General features: G+C 54.3%; 15 protein-coding genes, 4 tRNA genes and 2 rRNA genes. All 21 read right to left on the minus strand.

Going from position 1 to position 19,899, the window contains the following annotated elements; genetic code table 11:
- Positions 1-16: 16 nt before the first annotated feature.
- Complete coding sequence (gene tuf, locus ACP7BE_RS12705) at positions 17-1,210, minus strand: elongation factor Tu (protein ID WP_016779174.1); 1,194 nt, start codon at positions 1,208-1,210, stop codon at positions 17-19.
- A 35-nt stretch (positions 1,211-1,245) separates the two neighbouring features.
- Complete coding sequence (fusA, locus tag ACP7BE_RS12710; protein WP_094999500.1) at positions 1,246-3,351, minus strand: elongation factor G; 2,106 nt, start codon at positions 3,349-3,351, stop codon at positions 1,246-1,248.
- Between the two features lie 30 nt (positions 3,352-3,381).
- Positions 3,382-3,852 (minus strand): 30S ribosomal protein S7, encoded by a 471-nt coding sequence (rpsG, locus tag ACP7BE_RS12715; RefSeq protein WP_016779172.1) that lies wholly within the window; start codon positions 3,850-3,852, stop codon positions 3,382-3,384.
- Between the two features lie 123 nt (positions 3,853-3,975).
- On the minus strand, positions 3,976-4,347 hold the full coding sequence (gene rpsL, locus ACP7BE_RS12720) for a 30S ribosomal protein S12 (protein WP_002555494.1): 372 nt from the start codon (positions 4,345-4,347) through the stop codon (positions 3,976-3,978).
- Positions 4,348-4,563: 216 nt separating this feature from the next.
- Positions 4,564-8,763, minus strand: coding sequence for a DNA-directed RNA polymerase subunit beta' (rpoC, locus tag ACP7BE_RS12725; protein ID WP_094999501.1), 4,200 nt, complete (start codon positions 8,761-8,763; stop codon positions 4,564-4,566).
- A gap of 64 nt (positions 8,764-8,827) precedes the next feature.
- The gene (gene rpoB / locus ACP7BE_RS12730) at positions 8,828-12,901 is read right to left on the minus strand and encodes a DNA-directed RNA polymerase subunit beta (protein ID WP_016779170.1); all 4,074 of its coding nucleotides are present in this window, start codon (positions 12,899-12,901) and stop codon (positions 8,828-8,830) included.
- A gap of 219 nt (positions 12,902-13,120) precedes the next feature.
- Positions 13,121-13,486, minus strand: a complete 366-nt coding sequence (gene rplL / locus ACP7BE_RS12735) for a 50S ribosomal protein L7/L12 (protein ID WP_016779169.1) — start codon at positions 13,484-13,486, stop codon at positions 13,121-13,123.
- 80 nt (positions 13,487-13,566) lie between these two features.
- Positions 13,567-14,067 (minus strand): 50S ribosomal protein L10, encoded by a 501-nt coding sequence (gene rplJ / locus ACP7BE_RS12740; RefSeq protein WP_016779168.1) that lies wholly within the window; start codon positions 14,065-14,067, stop codon positions 13,567-13,569.
- A 197-nt stretch (positions 14,068-14,264) separates the two neighbouring features.
- Positions 14,265-14,960, minus strand: coding sequence for a 50S ribosomal protein L1 (rplA, locus tag ACP7BE_RS12745; RefSeq protein ID WP_016779167.1), 696 nt, complete (start codon positions 14,958-14,960; stop codon positions 14,265-14,267).
- Positions 14,960-15,391 (minus strand): 50S ribosomal protein L11, encoded by a 432-nt coding sequence (rplK, locus tag ACP7BE_RS12750; protein WP_008008888.1) that lies wholly within the window; start codon positions 15,389-15,391, stop codon positions 14,960-14,962. The genes rplA and rplK overlap by 1 nt, the downstream gene beginning before the upstream one ends.
- Before the next feature lie 116 nt (positions 15,392-15,507).
- Entirely contained in the window at positions 15,508-16,041 is a 534-nt protein-coding gene (nusG, locus tag ACP7BE_RS12755) for a transcription termination/antitermination protein NusG (RefSeq protein ID WP_026014126.1), read from the minus strand.
- Between the two features lie 9 nt (positions 16,042-16,050).
- Entirely contained in the window at positions 16,051-16,419 is a 369-nt protein-coding gene (secE, locus tag ACP7BE_RS12760; protein WP_426106057.1) for a preprotein translocase subunit SecE, read from the minus strand.
- A gap of 45 nt (positions 16,420-16,464) precedes the next feature.
- Positions 16,465-16,540, minus strand: a tRNA-Trp gene (locus tag ACP7BE_RS12765).
- A 245-nt stretch (positions 16,541-16,785) separates the two neighbouring features.
- Positions 16,786-16,861: transfer RNA gene (locus tag ACP7BE_RS12770), tRNA-Thr, on the minus strand.
- A 26-nt stretch (positions 16,862-16,887) separates the two neighbouring features.
- Positions 16,888-16,961: transfer RNA gene (locus ACP7BE_RS12775), tRNA-Gly, on the minus strand.
- A gap of 25 nt (positions 16,962-16,986) precedes the next feature.
- Positions 16,987-17,071, minus strand: a tRNA-Tyr gene (locus ACP7BE_RS12780).
- 110 nt (positions 17,072-17,181) lie between these two features.
- Positions 17,182-17,658 (minus strand): hypothetical protein, encoded by a 477-nt coding sequence (locus ACP7BE_RS12785; RefSeq protein ID WP_426106059.1) that lies wholly within the window; start codon positions 17,656-17,658, stop codon positions 17,182-17,184.
- 7 nt (positions 17,659-17,665) lie between these two features.
- Positions 17,666-18,409 (minus strand): pantothenate kinase, encoded by a 744-nt coding sequence (locus ACP7BE_RS12790; RefSeq protein WP_095019087.1) that lies wholly within the window; start codon positions 18,407-18,409, stop codon positions 17,666-17,668.
- Entirely contained in the window at positions 18,399-19,346 is a 948-nt protein-coding gene (birA, locus tag ACP7BE_RS12795; protein ID WP_094999504.1) for a bifunctional biotin--[acetyl-CoA-carboxylase] ligase/biotin operon repressor BirA, read from the minus strand. The genes ACP7BE_RS12790 and birA overlap by 11 nt, the downstream gene beginning before the upstream one ends.
- A 191-nt stretch (positions 19,347-19,537) precedes the next feature.
- Positions 19,538-19,653 (minus strand): 5S ribosomal RNA (gene rrf / locus ACP7BE_RS12800).
- Positions 19,654-19,800: 147 nt separating this feature from the next.
- Positions 19,801-19,899: ribosomal RNA gene (locus tag ACP7BE_RS12805) — 23S ribosomal RNA — on the minus strand; the annotation flags it as partial.

Raw genomic sequence — 19,899 nt, forward strand, 5'->3', positions numbered from 1 at the left:
TTCAGGCAATCATCACTTACGCGATGATTTTGGCTACAACGCCAGCGCCAACGGTACGACCGCCTTCACGGATTGCGAAACGCAGACCGTCTTCCATTGCGATGGTTTTGATCAGGGTAACAACCATTTTGATGTTGTCGCCCGGCATTACCATCTCAACGCCTTCCGGCAGTTCGCAGTTACCAGTTACGTCAGTTGTACGGAAGTAGAACTGAGGACGGTAGCCTTTGAAGAACGGAGTGTGACGGCCGCCTTCTTCTTTGCTCAACACGTACACTTCAGCTTCGAAGGTAGTGTGTGGCTTAACCGAGCCTGGCTTAACCAGAACCTGGCCACGCTCAACGTCGTCACGCTTGGTGCCGCGCAGCAGCACGCCGCAGTTCTCGCCCGCACGACCTTCGTCGAGCAGCTTACGGAACATTTCAACGCCGGTGCAGGTGGTAACAGTAGTGTCACGCAGACCAACGATTTCCAGCGGATCTTGAACGCGAACGATACCGCGCTCGATACGGCCAGTTACAACAGTACCGCGACCGGAGATCGAGAATACGTCTTCGATTGGCATCAGGAACGGCTTGTCGATAACACGTACTGGATCTGGAATGTAGGTATCCAGAGTTTCAACCAGTTTACGAACGGCAGTGGTGCCCATTTCGTTGTCGTCTTTGCCTTCCAGCGCCATACGAGCCGAACCGATGATGATCGGAGTGTCGTCGCCTGGGAAGTCGTAAGTCGACAGCAGGTCACGAACTTCCATCTCAACCAGTTCCAGCAGCTCAGCGTCGTCTACCAGGTCAGCCTTGTTCAGGAAAACCACGATGTACGGAACGCCAACCTGACGGGACAGCAGGATGTGCTCACGGGTTTGTGGCATCGGACCATCAGCGGCCGAACAAACCAGGATAGCGCCGTCCATCTGAGCAGCACCGGTGATCATGTTCTTCACATAGTCAGCGTGACCTGGGCAGTCAACGTGAGCGTAGTGACGAATGTGCGAGTTGTATTCAACGTGCGCAGTGTTGATCGTGATACCACGAGCTTTTTCTTCTGGCGCGCTGTCGATTTTATCGAAGTCAACGATTGCCGAACCGAAAACTTCGGAGCAAACACGGGTCAGAGCTGCAGTCAGCGTGGTTTTACCATGGTCAACGTGACCGATAGTGCCAACGTTGACGTGCGGTAGGGAACGATCAAATTTTTCTTTAGCCACGACAATTAACTCCTTGCCTAAAGGACTGAACTAAATCAGCCTTGTTTTTTAGTAACAGTTTCGACGATGTGCGCCGGAGCTGTATCGTATTTTTTGAATTCCATAGAGTAGCTTGCGCGACCCTGGGACATGGAACGAACGTCGGTCGCATAACCGAACATTTCACCCAACGGTACTTCAGCACGAATTACTTTGCCGGAGACCGTATCTTCCATACCCTGGATCATGCCGCGACGACGGTTCAAGTCGCCCATCACGTCACCCATATAGTCTTCAGGTGTAACAACCTCTACCGCCATGATCGGCTCAAGCAGCTCACCGCCACCTTTGGTAGCCAGTTGCTTGGTCGCCATGGAAGCAGCCACCTTAAACGCCATCTCGTTGGAGTCGACGTCGTGGTAAGAACCATCAAACACGGTAGCCTTCAGGCCGATCAGCGGATAGCCGGCAACAACACCGTTCTTCATCTGCTCTTCGATACCCTTCTGGATAGCCGGGATGTATTCCTTAGGAACCACACCACCTACCACTTCGTTCACGAACTGCAGACCTTCCTGACCTTCGTCAGCAGGTGCAAAACGAATCCAGCAGTGACCAAACTGGCCACGACCGCCGGACTGACGAACGAACTTGCCTTCGATCTCACAGTTCTTCGTGATGCGCTCACGATAGGAAACCTGAGGCTTACCGATGTTGGCTTCGACGTTGAACTCACGGCGCATCCGGTCAACCAGGATGTCCAGGTGCAGCTCGCCCATGCCAGAGATGATCGTTTGACCAGTCTCTTCATCAGTTTTAACGCGGAAAGATGGATCTTCCTGAGCAAGCTTGCCCAGTGCAACACCCATTTTTTCCTGGTCATCCTTGGTCTTAGGCTCTACGGCAACCGAAATAACCGGCTCCGGGAAGTCCATACGAACCAGAATGATTGGCTTGTCAGCGTTGCACAAAGTCTCACCAGTGGTGACGTCCTTCATGCCGATCAAGGCCGCGATGTCACCAGCGCGTACTTCCTTGATTTCTTCACGGGCGTTTGCGTGCATTTGCACCATACGACCCACGCGCTCTTTCTTGCCCTTAACCGAGTTGATTACGCCGTCGCCGGAGTTCAACACGCCCGAGTAAACACGGACGAAGGTCAAGGTACCCACGAATGGGTCGGTAGCGATCTTGAACGCCAGAGCCGAGAACGGCTCGTTGTCGTCTGCATGACGCTCCAGCTCGATAGTCTCGTCATCCGGGTCAGTACCCTTGATGGCAGGAATATCAGTCGGAGCAGGCAGGAAGTCGATAACGGCGTCGAGAACCAGGGGAACACCCTTGTTCTTGAAGGAAGAACCGCAAACAGCCAGGACGATCTCACCAGCGATAGTACGCTGACGCAGAGCCGCCTTGATTTCCGCGATGGTGAATTCTTCACCTTCGAGGTACTTGTTCATCAGCTCTTCATTGGCTTCGGCCGCAGCCTGAACCATGTTGTCGCGCCACTCGTCAGCAAGATCTTTCAGCTCAGCTGGAATTTCTTTGCGAACAGGAACCATACCTTTGTCAGCATCGTTCCAGTACACAGCTTCCATGTTGATCAGATCGATCTGACCCTGGAAGTTGTCTTCGGAACCGATAGCCAACTGGATTGGAACTGGAGTGTGGCCCAGACGCTTCTTGATCTGCTCGATAACGCGCAGGAAGTTGGCACCAGCACGGTCCATCTTGTTTACGTAAACAAGACGTGGAACGCCGTATTTGTTGGCTTGACGCCATACGGTTTCCGACTGAGGCTCAACGCCCGAGGTACCACAGAACACAACGACAGCGCCGTCGAGTACACGCAGGGAACGCTCAACTTCAATAGTGAAGTCAACGTGGCCCGGGGTATCGATTACGTTGAAGCGGTGCTCGTCCTTGTACTGCTTGGCAGAACCTTTCCAGAAGGCGGTAATGGCAGCAGAAGTAATGGTAATACCACGCTCCTGCTCCTGAACCATCCAGTCTGTGGTCGCGGCGCCATCATGCACCTCGCCCATTTTGTGACTTTTGCCAGTGTAAAACAGTACGCGCTCGGTGGTGGTGGTTTTACCAGCATCCACGTGAGCGACGATACCGATGTTACGGTAGCGACTAATCGGAGTAGTACGAGCCATAAAGCCCTCGCAAAATTAGTGAAGCTGAAATTAGAAGCGGTAGTGCGAGAAAGCTTTGTTAGCTTCGGCCATACGGTGCACGTCTTCACGCTTCTTAACAGCAGCACCTTTACCTTCGGCAGCGTCCAACAGTTCGCCAGCCAAACGCAGAGCCATAGACTTCTCGCCGCGCTTGCGGGCGAAGTCTACCAACCAGCGCATTGCCAGGGCGTTACGACGGGACGGGCGAACTTCGACCGGAACCTGGTAAGTAGCACCGCCTACACGGCGCGACTTCACTTCGACCAGCGGAGCGATGGCGTCGAGAGCTTTCTCGAAGAGTTCCAGGGGATCGCTGTTCTTGCGTTCTTTAACCTTTTCCAGCGCGCCATAAACGATACGCTCGGCAACGGCTTTTTTGCCGCTTTCCATCACGTGGTTCATGAACTTGGCCAGAATTTGGCTTCCGTATTTTGGATCGTCAAGCACTTCGCGCTTGGCTGCTACGCGTCTTCTTGGCATGGATAAGCCCTCAAACGGTCTTCAGGTTAGCTCGGAACCATTACACCCCAGGGATGCAGGTCCGACCTTACTCTTATCGACTCAGAAAAAAAGAAATCTGCATTATTTACCGGAAACCGAAGACTACTTCGGCTTCTTGGTACCGTACTTCGAACGACCTTGGTTACGACCTTTAACGCCGGAAGTATCCAAAGAGCCGCGAACGGTGTGGTAACGAACACCTGGCAAGTCTTTTACACGACCGCCACGAATCAGTACCACGCTGTGTTCTTGCAGGTTGTGACCTTCACCACCGATGTACGAGGAAACCTCGAAACCGTTGGTCAGGCGCACACGGCATACTTTACGCAGTGCCGAGTTAGGTTTTTTCGGCGTAGTTGTATACACACGGGTGCATACGCCACGACGTTGCGGGCAGTTTTGCAGCGCAGGTACGTCGGATTTCTCGACGATACGCTTACGCGGCTGACGTACCAGCTGGTTGATAGTTGCCATCTACTAGCTCCACTGTTGTCTTGCGACGCTATTGTCTTGCAAGAAAAGCAAAATGGCAGGAACGAATTCCCGCCAAATTTAGGGGTACAAGAGTCTAAAGAGGATCTTGCCCCCAGTCAAGGCAAGGCCCCGACACTTCCACTCATCAAACCCAGACAAATTGTCTCGATTCGATGAACGGAACTGCCGGGGCCCGCCCATCATTTACCGCAGAACTCAGTTACCGCTCGAGTTCAGCGCTTCGGTCAGTGCAGCTTCCACTTCACTGGCGCTTACGCGCAACGGCTTGTCAGCCTCACGGCGGCGCTTACGCTCGCTGTGGTATGCCAAACCGGTACCTGCCGGGATCAGACGACCCACGACAACGTTTTCTTTCAGGCCGCGCAGGTAATCGCGCTTGCCGGTTACCGCCGCTTCGGTCAGTACTCGAGTGGTCTCCTGGAAAGAGGCCGCCGAGATGAACGATTCAGTCGACAACGACGCCTTGGTGATACCCAGCAGGACGCGAGTGAACTTGGACACGAACTTGTCTTCGTTGCCCAGACGCTCGTTCTCGGTCAATACCTGCGTCAACTCCATCTGGTCGCCCTTGATGAAGGTGGAATCGCCAGACTCGGCAATCTCAACTTTACGCAGCATCTGACGCAGAATGGTCTCGATGTGCTTATCGTTGATTTTTACGCCTTGCAGACGGTAAACGTCCTGGATCTCGTTAACGATGTACTTGGCCAGCGCACTCACACCCAGCAGACGCAGGATGTCGTGTGGATCGCTTGGACCGTCGGAGATAACTTCGCCGCGGTTCACTTGTTCGCCTTCGAAGACGTTCAGGTGGCGCCACTTTGGAATCAGCTCTTCGTACGGATCAGTACCGTCGTTCGGGGTAATAACCAGACGGCGCTTGCCTTTGGTTTCTTTACCGAACGCGATGGTGCCGCTGACTTCAGCCAGAATCGAGGCTTCTTTCGGACGACGGGCTTCGAACAAGTCAGCAACCCGTGGCAGACCACCGGTGATGTCTCGAGTTTTCGAAGTTTCTTGCGGAATACGAGCGATAACGTCACCGATCGCGATTTCCGCACCATCCGCTACACCGACCAAGGCGTTCGCTGGCAGGAAGTACTGAGCCGGTACGTCGGTACCTGGCAACAGCAGATCCTTGCCATCAACACCCACCATCTTGACGGCTGGACGAATGTCCTTGCCGGCAGCTGGACGGTCTTTGGCATCAAGTACTTCAATGTTGGTCATACCGGTCAATTCGTCAGTCTGACGCTTGATCGTGATGCCTTCTTCCATGCCCACGTAGGTCACGGTACCTTTCATTTCGGTAACGATTGGGTGAGTGTGAGGATCCCACTTGGCTACGATAGAGCCAGCGTCAACCTTGTCACCTTCTTTAACCGAAATCACGGCGCCGTACGGCAGCTTGTAACGCTCACGCTCACGACCGAAGTCATCAGCAATGGCCAGCTCACCGGAACGGGATACTGCAACCAGGCAGCCATCTACACGCTCAACGTGCTTCAGGTTGTGCAGACGGACAGTACCGCCATTCTTCACCTGAACGCTGTCAGCAGCGGAGGTCCGGCTTGCCGCACCACCGATGTGGAACGTACGCATGGTCAGCTGTGTACCCGGCTCACCGATCGACTGGGCAGCGATAACGCCGACAGCTTCACCGATGTTCACCTGGTGACCACGAGCCAGATCACGGCCGTAGCACTTGGCGCAGATACCGAAACGGGTTTCGCAGCTGATTGGCGAGCGCACGATCACTTCGTCGATGCTGTTCAGCTCGATGAATTCAACCCACTTCTCGTCAACCAGGGTGCCTGCAGGAACGATAACTTCCTCGGTGCCCGGCTTGAATACGTCACGGGCGATTACTCGACCCAGTACGCGCTCACCCAATGGCTCAACAACGTCGCCGCCTTCGATGTGCGGAGTCATCAGCAGACCGTGTTCGGTACCGCAGTCAACTTCAGTCACAACCAGATCTTGTGCAACGTCTACCAGACGACGTGTCAGGTAACCGGAGTTAGCTGTTTTCAAGGCGGTATCCGCCAGACCCTTACGAGCACCGTGAGTCGAGATGAAGTACTGAAGTACGCTCAAACCTTCACGGAAGTTCGCAGTAATCGGCGTTTCGATGATGGAACCGTCCGGCTTGGCCATCAGACCACGCATACCGGCCAGCTGACGGATCTGCGCAGCAGAACCCCGTGCGCCGGAGTCGGCCATCATGTACATCGAGTTGAACGATTCTTGCTCGACTTCGTTGCCGTGGCGGTCGATTACCTTCTCTTTCGAGAGGTTGGACATCATCGCCTTGGAAACTTCATCGTTAGCTTTCGACCAAAGGTCGATTACCTTGTTGTACTTCTCGCCCTGGGTTACCAGGCCGGAGGCGTACTGACTTTCGATCTCTTTCACTTCATCGGTTGCAGCAGCGATGATGCGAGCTTTTTCATCCGGGATAACGAAGTCGTTAACACCGATGGAAACGCCGGAGATGGTCGAGTAAGCAAAACCGGTGTACATCAACTGGTCAGCGAAGATCACGGTCTCTTTCAAACCAACCACGCGGTAGCACTGGTTGATCAGCTTGGAGATCGCTTTTTTCTTCATCGGCAGGTTGACGACGTCGTACGACAGACCTTTTGGCACAACCTGGAACAACAGCGCACGGCCGACAGTGGTGTCGACGATACGGGTGTTGGTCACGCTGCCGCCATCACGGTCGTTGACGGTTTCGTTGATACGAACCTTGACCTTGGCGTGCAGTGCGGCTTCGCCGGCACGGAATACACGGTCAACTTCCTGCAAGTCAGCGAATACACGACCTTCGCCTTTGGCGTTGATCGCTTCACGCGTCATGTAGTACAGACCCAATACAACGTCCTGCGACGGAACGATGATTGGCTCACCGTTGGCTGGCGACAGAATGTTGTTGGTCGACATCATCAACGCGCGCGCTTCCAACTGGGCTTCCAGTGTCAGCGGTACGTGCACGGCCATTTGGTCGCCGTCGAAGTCGGCGTTGTACGCAGCACAGACCAGAGGGTGCAGCTGGATAGCTTTACCTTCGATCAGTACCGGTTCAAACGCCTGGATACCCAGACGGTGAAGGGTCGGTGCACGGTTGAGAAGAACCGGGTGTTCGCGGATAACTTCAGCGAGAACGTCCCACACTTCCGGCAACTCGCGCTCAACCATCTTCTTGGCGGCTTTGATGGTGGTAGCAAGACCACGCATTTCCAGCTTGCCGAAAATGAACGGCTTGAACAGCTCGAGAGCCATTTTCTTCGGCAGACCGCACTGGTGCAGACGCAGGGTCGGACCTACGGTAATTACCGAACGACCCGAGTAGTCAACACGCTTACCGAGCAAGTTCTGACGGAAACGACCTTGCTTACCCTTGATCATGTCAGCCAGGGATTTCAGAGGACGCTTGTTCGAACCGGTGATAGCGCGACCACGACGGCCGTTGTCGAGCAGTGCGTCGACCGCTTCTTGCAACATACGCTTTTCGTTGCGCACGATGATGTCCGGAGCGGACAGATCAAGCAGGCGCTTCAAGCGGTTGTTACGGTTGATCACTCGACGGTACAGGTCGTTGAGGTCGGAAGTCGCGAAACGACCGCCATCCAACGGTACCAGAGGACGCAGATCTGGCGGCAGAACCGGCAGAACGGTCAGAACCATCCACTCCGGAAGGTTGCCGGAGCCCAGGAAGGCTTCCATCAACTTCAGGCGCTTGGACAGCTTCTTGATTTTGGTTTCAGAGTTGGTTTGCGGAATTTCTTCACGCAGACGGCCAATCTCGTGCTCCAGGTCGATAGCGTGCAGCAGTTCACGGACAGCTTCAGCACCCATGCGGGCATCAAAGTCGTCGCCGAACTCTTCCAGCGCTTCGAAGTACTGCTCATCGTTCAGCAGCTGACCTTTTTCCAGAGTGGTCATGCCCGGATCGATAACGACATAGCTCTCGAAGTAGAGAACGCGTTCGATATCACGCAGGGTCATGTCCATCAGCAAGCCGATACGGGACGGCAGCGATTTCAGGAACCAGATGTGAGCAACCGGCGAAGCCAGTTCGATGTGAGCCATGCGCTCACGACGGACCTTGGCCAGTGCGACTTCAACGCCACACTTCTCACAGATCACACCGCGGTGCTTCAAGCGCTTGTACTTACCGCACAGGCACTCGTAATCCTTTACCGGGCCAAAGATCTTGGCGCAGAACAGGCCGTCACGCTCAGGCTTGAACGTACGGTAGTTGATGGTTTCCGGCTTTTTAACTTCACCGAACGACCACGAACGGATCATCTCAGGCGATGCCAATCCAATACGGATGGCGTCGAACTCTTCGACTTGACCCTGGTTTTTCAGCAAATTCAGTAGGTCTTTCAAGGCCTTTCCTCCTGGCGGAGCAGAGAGCGGGCCATACAGCCCCGCTCTCGATTCGCGTCACGTGTTATTCGGTTTCCAGATCGATATCGATGCCGAGGGAACGAATTTCTTTGATCAACACGTTGAAGGACTCGGGCATGCCCGGCTCCATACGGTGATCGCCGTCCACGATGTTTTTGTACATCTTGGTACGGCCGTTCACATCGTCCGACTTCACTGTGAGCATTTCTTGCAGAGTGTATGCCGCGCCGTAGGCTTCCAGCGCCCAGACCTCCATCTCCCCGAAACGCTGACCACCGAACTGTGCCTTACCACCCAGCGGCTGCTGGGTAACCAGGCTGTAAGAACCGGTAGAACGAGCGTGCATCTTGTCGTCTACCAAGTGGTTCAGCTTCAGCATGTACATGTAGCCAACGGTAACCGGACGCTCGAACTTGTTGCCGGTACGACCATCAGTCAGCACCATCTGGCCGCTGTCTGGCAGGTCTGCCAAACGAAGCATTGCCTTGATTTCGCTTTCCTTGGCACCGTCGAACACCGGGGTAGCCATTGGCACACCGCCGCGAAGGTTCTTCGCCAGATCCAGGATTTCCTGATCGGAGAAGTCATCCAGGCTTTCTTGACGACCGCCAATTTCGTTGTAGATCTCATGCAGGAACTTACGCAGGTCAGCGACCTTGCGTTGTTCTTCAATCATGAGGTTGATCTTCTCGCCCAGACCTTTGGCCGCGAGGCCCAGGTGAGTTTCGAGAATCTGACCAACGTTCATACGCGAAGGTACGCCCAACGGGTTGAGGACCACATCAACCGGGGTGCCATTGGCATCGTACGGCATGTCTTCAACCGGCATGATCACGGAGACCACACCCTTGTTACCGTGACGACCGGCCATCTTGTCACCCGGCTGGATGCGACGGCGGATTGCCAGGTAAACCTTGACGATTTTCAGCACGCCTGGAGCCAGGTCATCGCCCTGCTGCAGTTTGCGCTTCTTGTCTTCGAACTTGTCGTCCAGCAGACGACGGCGATCGATGATGTAAGCCTGAGCCTTTTCAAGCTGCTCGTTCAGAGCATCTTCAGCCATGCGCAGTTTGAACCACTGACCATGCTCAAGACCGTCCAGGATTTCATTGGTGATTTCCTGACCTTTCTTCAGACCGGCACCACCTTCGGCAATGCGGCCAACCAGAGCAGAGCGCAGACGTTCGAAGGTAGCGCCTTCAACGATACGGAACTCTTCGTTCAGATCCTTGCGGATCTCGTCCAGCTGGGTCTTCTCGATCGACAGTGCACGAGCATCACGCTCAACGCCGTCACGGGTGAAGACCTGCACGTCGATAACAGTACCTTTGGTACCGGTAGGTACGCGCAGGGAGGTGTCTTTAACGTCGCTGGCTTTTTCACCGAAGATGGCACGCAACAGCTTCTCTTCCGGAGTCAGCTGGGTCTCGCCTTTCGGAGTGACCTTACCTACCAGAATGTCGCCGGCGCCAACTTCAGCACCTACGTAAACGATACCGGCTTCGTCCAGTTTGTTCAGTGCAGCTTCACCCACGTTAGGGATGTCTGCAGTGATCTCTTCAGGCCCAAGCTTGGTGTCACGTGCCACACAGGTCAGTTCCTGAATGTGGATCGTGGTAAAGCGGTCTTCTTGAACAACTCGTTCCGACAAGCAGATGGAGTCTTCGAAGTTGTAACCGTTCCAGGCCATGAACGCGATGCGCATGTTTTGACCCAGCGCCAGTTCACCCATATCGGTGGACGGGCCGTCAGCCATGATGTCGCTACGCTGTACACGGTCACCCTTGCGCACCAGCGGACGCTGGTTGATGCAAGTGTTCTGGTTGGAACGGGTGTATTTGGTCAGGTTGTAGATGTCGACACCGGCTTCGCCAGTTTCAACTTCGTCATCAGCAACACGAACCACGATACGGCTGGCATCAACAGAGTCGATCACGCCGCCACGACGAGCCACGACGCAAACGCCGGAGTCACGAGCTACGTTACGCTCCATGCCGGTACCTACCAGCGGCTTGTCAGCGCGCAGGGTTGGTACAGCTTGACGCTGCATGTTGGAACCCATCAACGCACGGTTGGCGTCATCGTGTTCCAGGAACGGGATCAGCGACGCTGCAACCGAAACAACCTGCTTCGGCGAAACGTCCATCAAGGTGACGTCTTCCGGCGCCTTGACGGTGAATTCGTTCAAGTGACGAACAGCAACCAGCTCGTCGATCAGCACTTTCTTGTCGTTCATCGTGGCCGAGGCCTGAGCGATCACGTGATCAGCTTCTTCGATGGCGGACAGGAAAACGATCTCGTCAGTTACCAGTGCGTCTTTCACTACACGGTACGGGCTCTCGAGGAAGCCGTACTGGTTGGTGCGCGCATAGGCAGCCAGGGAGTTGATCAGACCGATGTTCGGACCTTCCGGCGTCTCAATAGGGCAAACACGGCCGTAGTGAGTCGGGTGTACGTCACGAACTTCAAAGCCCGCACGCTCACGCGTCAGACCGCCCGGGCCCAGTGCAGAAACACGGCGCTTGTGGGTGATCTCGGACAGAGGGTTGTTCTGGTCCATGAACTGGGACAGCTGGCTGGAACCGAAGAACTCTTTCACCGCCGCAGCCACAGGCTTGGCGTTGATCAGGTCTTGCGGCATCAGGCCTTCGCTTTCAGCCATCGACAGACGCTCTTTGACCGCACGCTCAACACGTACCAGGCCAACGCGGAACTGGTTCTCGGCCATTTCGCCTACACAGCGAACACGACGGTTACCCAGGTGGTCGATGTCATCGACGATGCCTTTACCGTTACGGATGTCGACCAGGGTCTTCAGCACGGCAACGATGTCTTCTTTGCACAACACGCCCGAACCTTCGATCTCGGTACGACCGATACGACGGTTGAACTTCATCCGGCCGACCGCAGACAGGTCATAGCGCTCAGGGCTGAAGAACAGGTTGTTGAACAGAGTCTCGGCAGCGTCTTTGGTTGGCGGCTCGCCTGGACGCATCATGCGATAGATTTCGACCAGCGCTTCCAGTTGGTTGCTGGTGGAGTCGATCTTCAGCGTGTCGGAGACGAACGGACCGCAGTCGATATCGTTGGTGTACAACGTTTCGATGCGAACAACCTGGCCCTTGGCAACTTTTGCCAGGATTTCAGTGGTCAGCTCGGTGTTGCACTCAGCAATGATTTCGCCAGTAGCCGGATGCACGATAGCCTTGGCCGTTGTGCGACCCAGGACATAGTCCAGAGGCATAACGAGCTCTTTGACACCGGCTTTTTCCAGCTGGTTGATATGACGAGCAGTGATACGACGACCCTGCTCAACAATCACCTTGCCTTTGTCATCGGTAATGTCGATGGCCGCGATTTCACCGCGCAGACGCTGTGGAACCAGCTCCAGGCTGATGCTCTCACCCTGAACGTGGAACACGTTGGTGGTGTAGAACGCGTCCAGCACTTGCTCAGTGGTATAACCCAGCGCGCGCAGCAATACCGATGCAGGCAGCTTGCGACGACGGTCAATACGCACGAACACGCAGTCTTTCGGGTCGAACTCGAAGTCGAGCCACGAACCACGGTAAGGAATGATACGCGCGGAATAAAGCAGCTTACCGGAGCTGTGCGTCTTGCCGCGGTCGTGGTCAAAGAACACGCCCGGGGAACGGTGCAGCTGGGAAACAATTACACGCTCGGTACCGTTGATTACGAAGGTACCGTTTTCAGTCATCAGGGGGATTTCACCCATGTAGACTTCTTGCTCTTTGATGTCCTTGATCGCTTTGTTCGACGATTCTTTGTCGAAAATGATCAAACGAACTTTTACCCGCAAAGGTACGGCGTACGTTACGCCACGCAACACGCATTCTTTGACATCAAATGCCGGTTCGCCCAAGCGATAACCGACGTACTCCAGCGCAGCATTGCCGGAGTAGCTGATGATCGGGAAAACGGATTTGAAGGCCGCATGCAGGCCCACGTCGCGGAACTGATCTTTAGTCGCTCCCGCCTGCAAGAATTCACGATACGAATCCAGCTGGATTGCCAAGAGATACGGCACATCCATGACGTCCGGCAACTTGCTAAAGTCCTTGCGGATACGTTTTTTCTCAGTATATGAGTAAGCCATCAGCGTTCCCCAGCTTGGTCACCTGCTTGTTTGGCCTCTCCCGACGGGAGCAGCCAGAAAATCGTGCAAACCCCTTGGTTTGCTCCACCGCACAGGGTGGTTACAGCACGTTAAAGGCACCAACCTAGTCGGCTGCCAATAACGGAAAAAGGCCGGTGGCAAGAGCCACCAGCCATCAGCCTCAGCTTAACGCCTGGGCTGGAAACGCAAGGTCGATGCTTACTTCAGCTCGACTTTAGCGCCTGCTTCTTCCAAGGTAGCCTTGGCTTTGTCAGCTGCTTCTTTAGCAACAGCTTCCAGTACCATAGCTGGAGCGCCGTCAACTACTGCCTTGGCTTCTTTCAAGCCCAGACCAGTCAGCTCACGAACAGCCTTGATCACGTTAACTTTCTTCTCGCCAGCTTCCAGCAGCATAACGTTGAATTCAGTTTGCTCTTCAACAACAGCAGCGGCAGCAGCAGGACCAGCAGAAGCAGCAGCAGCGGAAACGCCGAACTTCTCTTCCATTGCTTTGATCAGTTCAACGATTTCCAGAACGGATTTTTCGCCGATTGCTTCGATGATTTGGTCGTTAGTCAGAGACATGACTATAAATTCCTGTATTGGGGTGACAGCCTACGCGGCCATCGAAATAAACAATAAACGCTGAAAGGAGTCGCTCAGCCTTAGGCTGCAGCAGCTTCTTTCTGGTCGCGAAGGGCCGCCAGAGTACGAGCCAATTTGCTGGTAGCGCCTTGAATCACGCTCATCAGCTGAGAAATTGCTTCGTCACGGGTCGGCAGACTTGCCAGTACGTCGATCTGATTAGCTGCGAGGAACTTGCCCTCGAACGCAGCTGCCTTGATCTCGAACTTATCCTGACCTTTTGCGAACTCTTTGAAGATACGAGCAGCAGCGCCCGGATGTTCTTGCGAGAATGCAATCAAGGTCGGGCCAGTGAACACGTCGTTGAGAACACTGTATTCAGTGTCAGCAACAGCGCGCTTGAGCAGGGTGTTACGTACAACACGTACGTAAACGCCAGCTTCACGAGCCTCTTTACGGAGTCCGGTCATAGCGCCTACTGTCACACCGCGGGCATCAGCCACAACAGCGGACAGGGCAACTTTGGCAGCCTCGTTGACTTCAGCGACGATGGCCTTCTTGTCTTCGAGTTTAATTGCCACGGGTTTAACTCCTGCTTGTTACCGTTTCATCTGGCCGAGGCCTGATGTCGTTTTGGTGTCTGATTCGGTAAGGAACCGGGAGCACCATCTGCGTAGGCTTGAGGTTTAAGGCTTTCGCCGCCTACGGTCTTGGATAGCCCCCGCCAGGCAGGGACCCCAATCTTTCAATTGGCGCATTTGACTGCGCCAATTTTGTCTTACGCGTCCAGGGAACCCTGGTCGATGACCAGGCCCGGGCCCATAGTGGTGCTCAGGGTTACGCGCTTAACATAAATACCTTTCGAGGAAGCTGGTTTGATACGCTTCAGATCAGCGATCAGGGCTTCAACGTTTTCCTTCAGCTGAACGGCGTCGAAGCCGATCTTGCCAACGGAAGTGTGAATGATACCGTTTTTGTCGGTGCGATAACGAACCTGACCAGCCTTCGCGTTCTTAACAGCGGTGGCTACGTCTGGAGTTACAGTACCAACCTTAGGGTTAGGCATCAGACCACGTGGGCCCAGGATCTGACCCAACTGACCAACAACACGCATTGCGTCCGGGGATGCAATAACTACGTCGTAGTTCAGGTCGCCGCCTTTCATTTCGGCAGCCAGGTCGTCCATACCAACGCGATCAGCGCCGGCAGCCAGAGCAGCTTCAGCAGCTGGACCCTGAGTGAACACAGCAACACGTACAGTCTTGCCAGTGCCGTGTGGCAGCACAGTAGCGCTACGAACAACCTGGTCAGATTTACGTGGGTCTACGCCCAGGTTAACGGCGATGTCGAAAGACTCGCTGAATTTTACAGTCGACAGCTCAGCCAGCAAAGCAGCAGCGTCTACAAAATTGTAAGACTTGCCAGCTTCGATTTTACCGGCGATTGCCTTTTGACGCTTGGTCAGCTTAGCCATTACACACCCTCCACGTTAAGGCCCATGCTACGAGCAGAACCGGCGATAGTACGCACGGCTGCTTCCATATCAGCTGCAGTCAGATCCGCGTTTTTGGTTTTCGCGATTTCTTCCAGCTGAGCACGAGTTACAGTGCCAACCTTAACGGTGTTTGGACGAGCGGAACCGCTAGTCAGACCGGCAGCCTTCTTCAGCAGAACCGAAGCAGGGGTCGACTTGGTTTCGAACGTGAAGCTACGGTCGCTGTATACAGTGATGATCACCGGAGTCGGCAGGCCTGGCTCAATACCCTGAGTACGGGCGTTGAAAGCCTTGCAGAATTCCATGATGTTCACGCCGTGCTGACCCAGAGCCGGGCCAACAGGTGGGCTTGGGTTAGCCTGAGCGGCCTTCACTTGCAGCTTGATGTAAGCGGTAATCTTCTTAGCCATGAGGCACTCCAATTACGGGTTCAATCGCCTAAAGAGGCTCCCCGGTTACTTGCGCGTTTATCCCAGTGACGACAAAACCCCACAGCCTAGGCCATGGGGTTGGGATTCGTGTTTAACTAGACCTTTTCGACCTGGCTAAACTCTAGCTCTACCGGAGTAGAGCGACCGAAAATGAGCACCGCCACTTGAATGCGGCTCTTTTCGTAGTTAACTTCTTCGACCGTGCCATTGAAATCGGCAAACGGACCGTCGGTAACACGGACAACTTCGCCCGGCTCGAACAGTGTTTTCGGCTTGGGCTTGTCGCTGCCATCAGCTACGCGACGCAGAATTGCTTCTGCTTCTTTATCAGTGATAGGTGCCGGTTTATCAGCAGTACCACCAATGAAGCCCATGACACGCGGAGTGTCCTTGACCAAGTGCCAAGTCCCTTCGCTCATGTCCATCTGAACCAGCACATAACCAGGGAAGAACTTGCGTTCGCTTTTGCGCTTCTGGCCATTACGCATTTCAACCACTTCTTCAGTGGGAACCAGAATTTCGCCGAAGCCATCTTCCATGCCTGCCAGCTTAATACGCTCTATCAGAGAGCGCATAACATGCTTTTCGTAACCCGAATAAGCATGCACTACGTACCAACGCTTAGCCACGGGACACCCTTAGCCAACAATCAAGGAAACGAGCCAGCCGAGCAGGGAATCCAAACCCCACAACAGCAACGCCATAACAAGAACAACAGCCACCACGATCAACGTGGTCTGCGTAGTTTCTTGGCGAGTTGGCCATACGACTTTACGAATCTCAGTACGAGCTTCCTTTACCAGGACAGCGAACGACTTGCCTTTTGCCGTCTGCAAGCCCACATAGGCAGCAACAGCAGCAATCGCAAGAAGTGCAATGACGCGATACAGGATCGGCGAACCAGAATAATACTGATTCCCAACAACGCCAACCACCACAAGAGCTACCACTACAAGCCACTTGAGGAGATCGAAGCGAGAGCCTTGAACTTCAGCCTTGGGAGTCATCAAAGAGGATCCTGTGAAAAGAAAGCCAGACGCAATGAGCGAATCTGGCAGGTCAGGAGGGAATCGAACCCCCAACCTACGGTTTTGGAGACCGTCGCTCTGCCAATTGAGCTACTGACCTAAAACATTATCGAGCCGCGGATTATGCCGACACGAGAGAGACTTTTCAACAACAAGCGCAATTACTTTTGCAATCAACCCTGTCCAAGCAGAGAATTGCCAGCGAATAGCAGAATGCGAGCTACTCACAACCGTAACAACCAACCAGGGCAGTGACACCTAAAAACAGCGCCACCAGCAAACACCCCAGACAGGCTATGCACCTGTTAAAACAAAGGCAGATATTTTCATATCTGCCTTGTTATATGGAGCTCTTGAGCGGATTTGAACCGCTGACCTCACCCTTACCAAGGGTGTGCTCTACCAACTGAGCTACAAGAGCAAAACATGTCGCGAAAACAGCTAGACTGGAGCGGGTGGCGGGAATCGAACCCGCATCATTAGCTTGGAAGGCTAAGGTTCTACCACTAAACTACACCCGCAAATCTTGCTGCTCTAGCTTAAATATGGTGGAGGGGGAAGGATTCGAACCTTCGAAGTCGTAGACGTCAGATTTACAGTCTGATCCCTTTGGCCGCTCGGGAACCCCTCCTGAGCTGGTTAGAATTCTACATCATTCCAACCTTATGTCAACCACTTTCTTCAATTAAATCAGGAAGTTAGCAACTTGACTCGCTTCACACCTAGTAGCCTGTTTGGCGTTCACTGTGGAGCGGGCGCCATTCTATGCAAACTATCGGGTACCTGCAAGCCCTCACAGCGCATTTTTTTGTATTTTAACCCATTGAATTCATTAACAAGGTTCTGCAAAACCATTTCACTGGCCGCAGCAGTGCCTTGCGGGCTGATCTTGAGGGCATAGCCAGGCATTTCAGCCTGCTCACCTTCGACTTGCGTAGATGCTATCCCCATCTCAGACAACCTGCGCTGCAGGCCGTGCAGCTGTTCTTGCGCAGGTAAATTGCCTAAAAACATGCATTCCGCACTCAGCGCCTGGTCAATGGCGACTACACCTCCCCGACCTGCCGGCGGCACCTCGCCAAGCAGACGTATGCCCTGATGACTGCCCTTGTACAAAGACAAGAAAACAACTTCTTTGGCCCTCAACGGAGCCTCTTGCTGGTGCCATATGTAATAAAAGACATTCAGTACAACCAGCAGCAGAAACAGCCAACGCATAGAAACCTCAAGGAAGGGGACAAACCACCGCCAAACCGACAAATACCAGGTCTTGCACCAAGCGCGCTTCTGGAACCATATCCTTTACCAGGCTTGCGTCACCGCCGGTAAGAAAAACTTCAAAGTCTTCTCCCCAGTACTCGCGCGCCAATTCCAGCTGGGTCATCACAAAGCCCCGCAGCATCAACAAACACCCACGCTCAACAGCCTCAACCGTCGTACGCCCGGGCGTACGCTGGAGCAAGGCCTGCTCCGCAGAGAGGTCGTCATACCGGATACGGCGTGTATGAGTACGCAACTGATCGCGCATCAAGGGCATCCCGGGACAAATAAACCCGCCCAGGTGCTGACCGTCAGCAGCCACGAAGTCCGCCGTTACCGCCGTGCCGAAATCCAGTACCAGGCACGCGCTCTTCGCCAACTCAAAAGCACCAACCACGGCAAGCCAGCGATCGAGCCCCAAACGGGCAAACTCCTCATAACCGTTACTCACACCTGCGGCACTCCTTGCAGGCTGCGCGCACTGTGCAGCCACACCAAAGGTCGTCACGATGGAGGCCACCAGGCTCGATGTCTCATCATCACTGCGCACACTGACCAACCGGCAGTGGGTGATGTTCAACCCCGGAACGGCCAACACCGCGGCCAGCAGCGCAGCATCAGAGTCAACTACGCCCCCACCCACCGCCACCCCCGCGTCAAGGGCACGCCACTTTATAAAACTGTTGCCACAGTCCATCTCAAGAATCATGGCGCAACCTCAAGCTAAGCTCACCGCCGCTGTACACTTTCTCTTCGCCATTGACACTCATGCGCAGCGCGCCCTGCTGATCAATACCCATGACAGTGCCATCCACCTGATGCACTCCAGCTATCAGAGAGACTTCACGACCCTGCCACAAGTGGTTTTGCTCCCACTGCGCCTGCAATGCCGAAAAGCCCTCGGTAGCATGGCGATTCAGATACACCAGCAGGCTCTCGTTGAGTTTCGAAATCAGCGCATTGCGGTTTACCGAATGACCTGACTCGAGAAATACCGAGGTCCAGGCCTGATCTACCTCGCTGGCCACCCGCATATTGACGTTAATGCCGATCCCCAGAACCACATGACACACATCAGCCGGATCGCCGACCAACTCAAGCAAAATGCCGGCAATTTTCTTGTTGCCTACGAGCACATCATTTGGCCATTTGAGGCCGGCGTCAGATATCCCCACCCCGCGAAGCGCACTCAGTACTGCCAGACCAACCACAAGGCTAAGCCCTTCAAGCTGGCGCATCCCGCCATCCATGCGAAGAACAAGGCTGTAGTAGATATTTTCTGCGAAAGGACTGACCCATTTGCGGCCTCTTCGTCCACGACCAGCAGTTTGCCGCTCAGCCGTAACAACAAACGGCGCCGCAGTGCCACTGTCGATCGCGCGCAAGGCCTCGGCATTAGTGGAGTCTAATGAATCATGAATAGAGACAGGCCATGGGCTAGCAGTCAACTGGTCCTGCTCAAGGAGCTCAAGCGGTGCAGCTAACTGATAGCCACGACCACGAACTTTATGAATCGACAGGTTCAGGTTTGATTCCAAAAGCTGGAGCTGCTTCCAGACTGCACTGCGGCTAACGCCAAGTGCAGCACCAAGCGCTTGCCCTGAGTGGAATCGACCATCTTTGAGGAGTTTCAACAACGTCAGCATGCATGTATCGCCTCACAATGAGGCACGCATGATAGCCATGAGCGGCGCCATTGCATAGAAACCCCGCGCACACAGCAAGCTAACAGCTTGGGGCAAGCCGAGAGCACACGGCTTGAAGCTTGCGACCGCTTTTTCTGCCCACAAAAACAAACCCCCTGTCTGCGTGAGCAGACAGGGGGTTTGGAATTTAATCTTGACGATGACCTACTCTCACATGGGGAAACCCCACACTACCATCGGCGATGCATCGTTTCACTACTGAGTTCGGGATGGGATCAGGTGGTTCCAATGCTCTATGGTCGTCAAGAAATTCGGTAGCCAGGTCGTTTACCTTTCGGTTTACGCTCCAGCGAATGGGTATGTAATAGATGTGGTGTTTTGTGAACCGCAAACTTTCGGTTTGTATCGTCTTCACACACCGCAACTTGCTCTAAGCAAATTGCTTGGGTGTTATATGGTCAAGCCTCACGGGCAATTAGTATTGGTTAGCTCAACGCCTCACAGCGCTTACACACCCAACCTATCAACGTCGTAGTCTTCGACGGCCCTTTAG

Origin of the sequence: Pseudomonas sp. TWR1-1-3, assembly GCF_049896805.1 — a bacterium.
Classification (GTDB): Bacteria; Pseudomonadota; Gammaproteobacteria; order Pseudomonadales; family Pseudomonadaceae; genus Aquipseudomonas; species Aquipseudomonas bubulae.

What these genes read in the sequence shown, in the direction of transcription:
- fusA (WP_094999500.1), bottom strand. Translation starts at nt 3,351, where the DNA reads ATGGCTCGTACTACTCCGATTAGTCGCTACCGTAACATCGGTATCGTC.
- rpsG (WP_016779172.1), bottom strand. Translation starts at nt 3,852, where the DNA reads ATGCCAAGAAGACGCGTAGCAGCCAAGCGCGAAGTGCTTGACGATCCA.
- rplA (WP_016779167.1), bottom strand. Translation starts at nt 14,960, where the DNA reads ATGGCTAAGCTGACCAAGCGTCAAAAGGCAATCGCCGGTAAAATCGAA.
- rplL (WP_016779169.1), bottom strand. Translation starts at nt 13,486, where the DNA reads ATGTCTCTGACTAACGACCAAATCATCGAAGCAATCGGCGAAAAATCC.
- rpsL (WP_002555494.1), bottom strand. Translation starts at nt 4,347, where the DNA reads ATGGCAACTATCAACCAGCTGGTACGTCAGCCGCGTAAGCGTATCGTC.
- ACP7BE_RS12785 (WP_426106059.1), bottom strand. Translation starts at nt 17,658, where the DNA reads ATGCGTTGGCTGTTTCTGCTGCTGGTTGTACTGAATGTCTTTTATTAC.
- ACP7BE_RS12790 (WP_095019087.1), bottom strand. Translation starts at nt 18,409, where the DNA reads ATGATTCTTGAGATGGACTGTGGCAACAGTTTTATAAAGTGGCGTGCC.
- rpoB (WP_016779170.1), bottom strand. Translation starts at nt 12,901, where the DNA reads ATGGCTTACTCATATACTGAGAAAAAACGTATCCGCAAGGACTTTAGC.
- rplK (WP_008008888.1), bottom strand. Translation starts at nt 15,391, where the DNA reads ATGGCTAAGAAGATTACCGCTTACATCAAGCTGCAAGTGAAGGCCGCT.
- secE (WP_426106057.1), bottom strand. Translation starts at nt 16,419, where the DNA reads ATGACTCCCAAGGCTGAAGTTCAAGGCTCTCGCTTCGATCTCCTCAAG.
- birA (WP_094999504.1), bottom strand. Translation starts at nt 19,346, where the DNA reads ATGCTGACGTTGTTGAAACTCCTCAAAGATGGTCGATTCCACTCAGGG.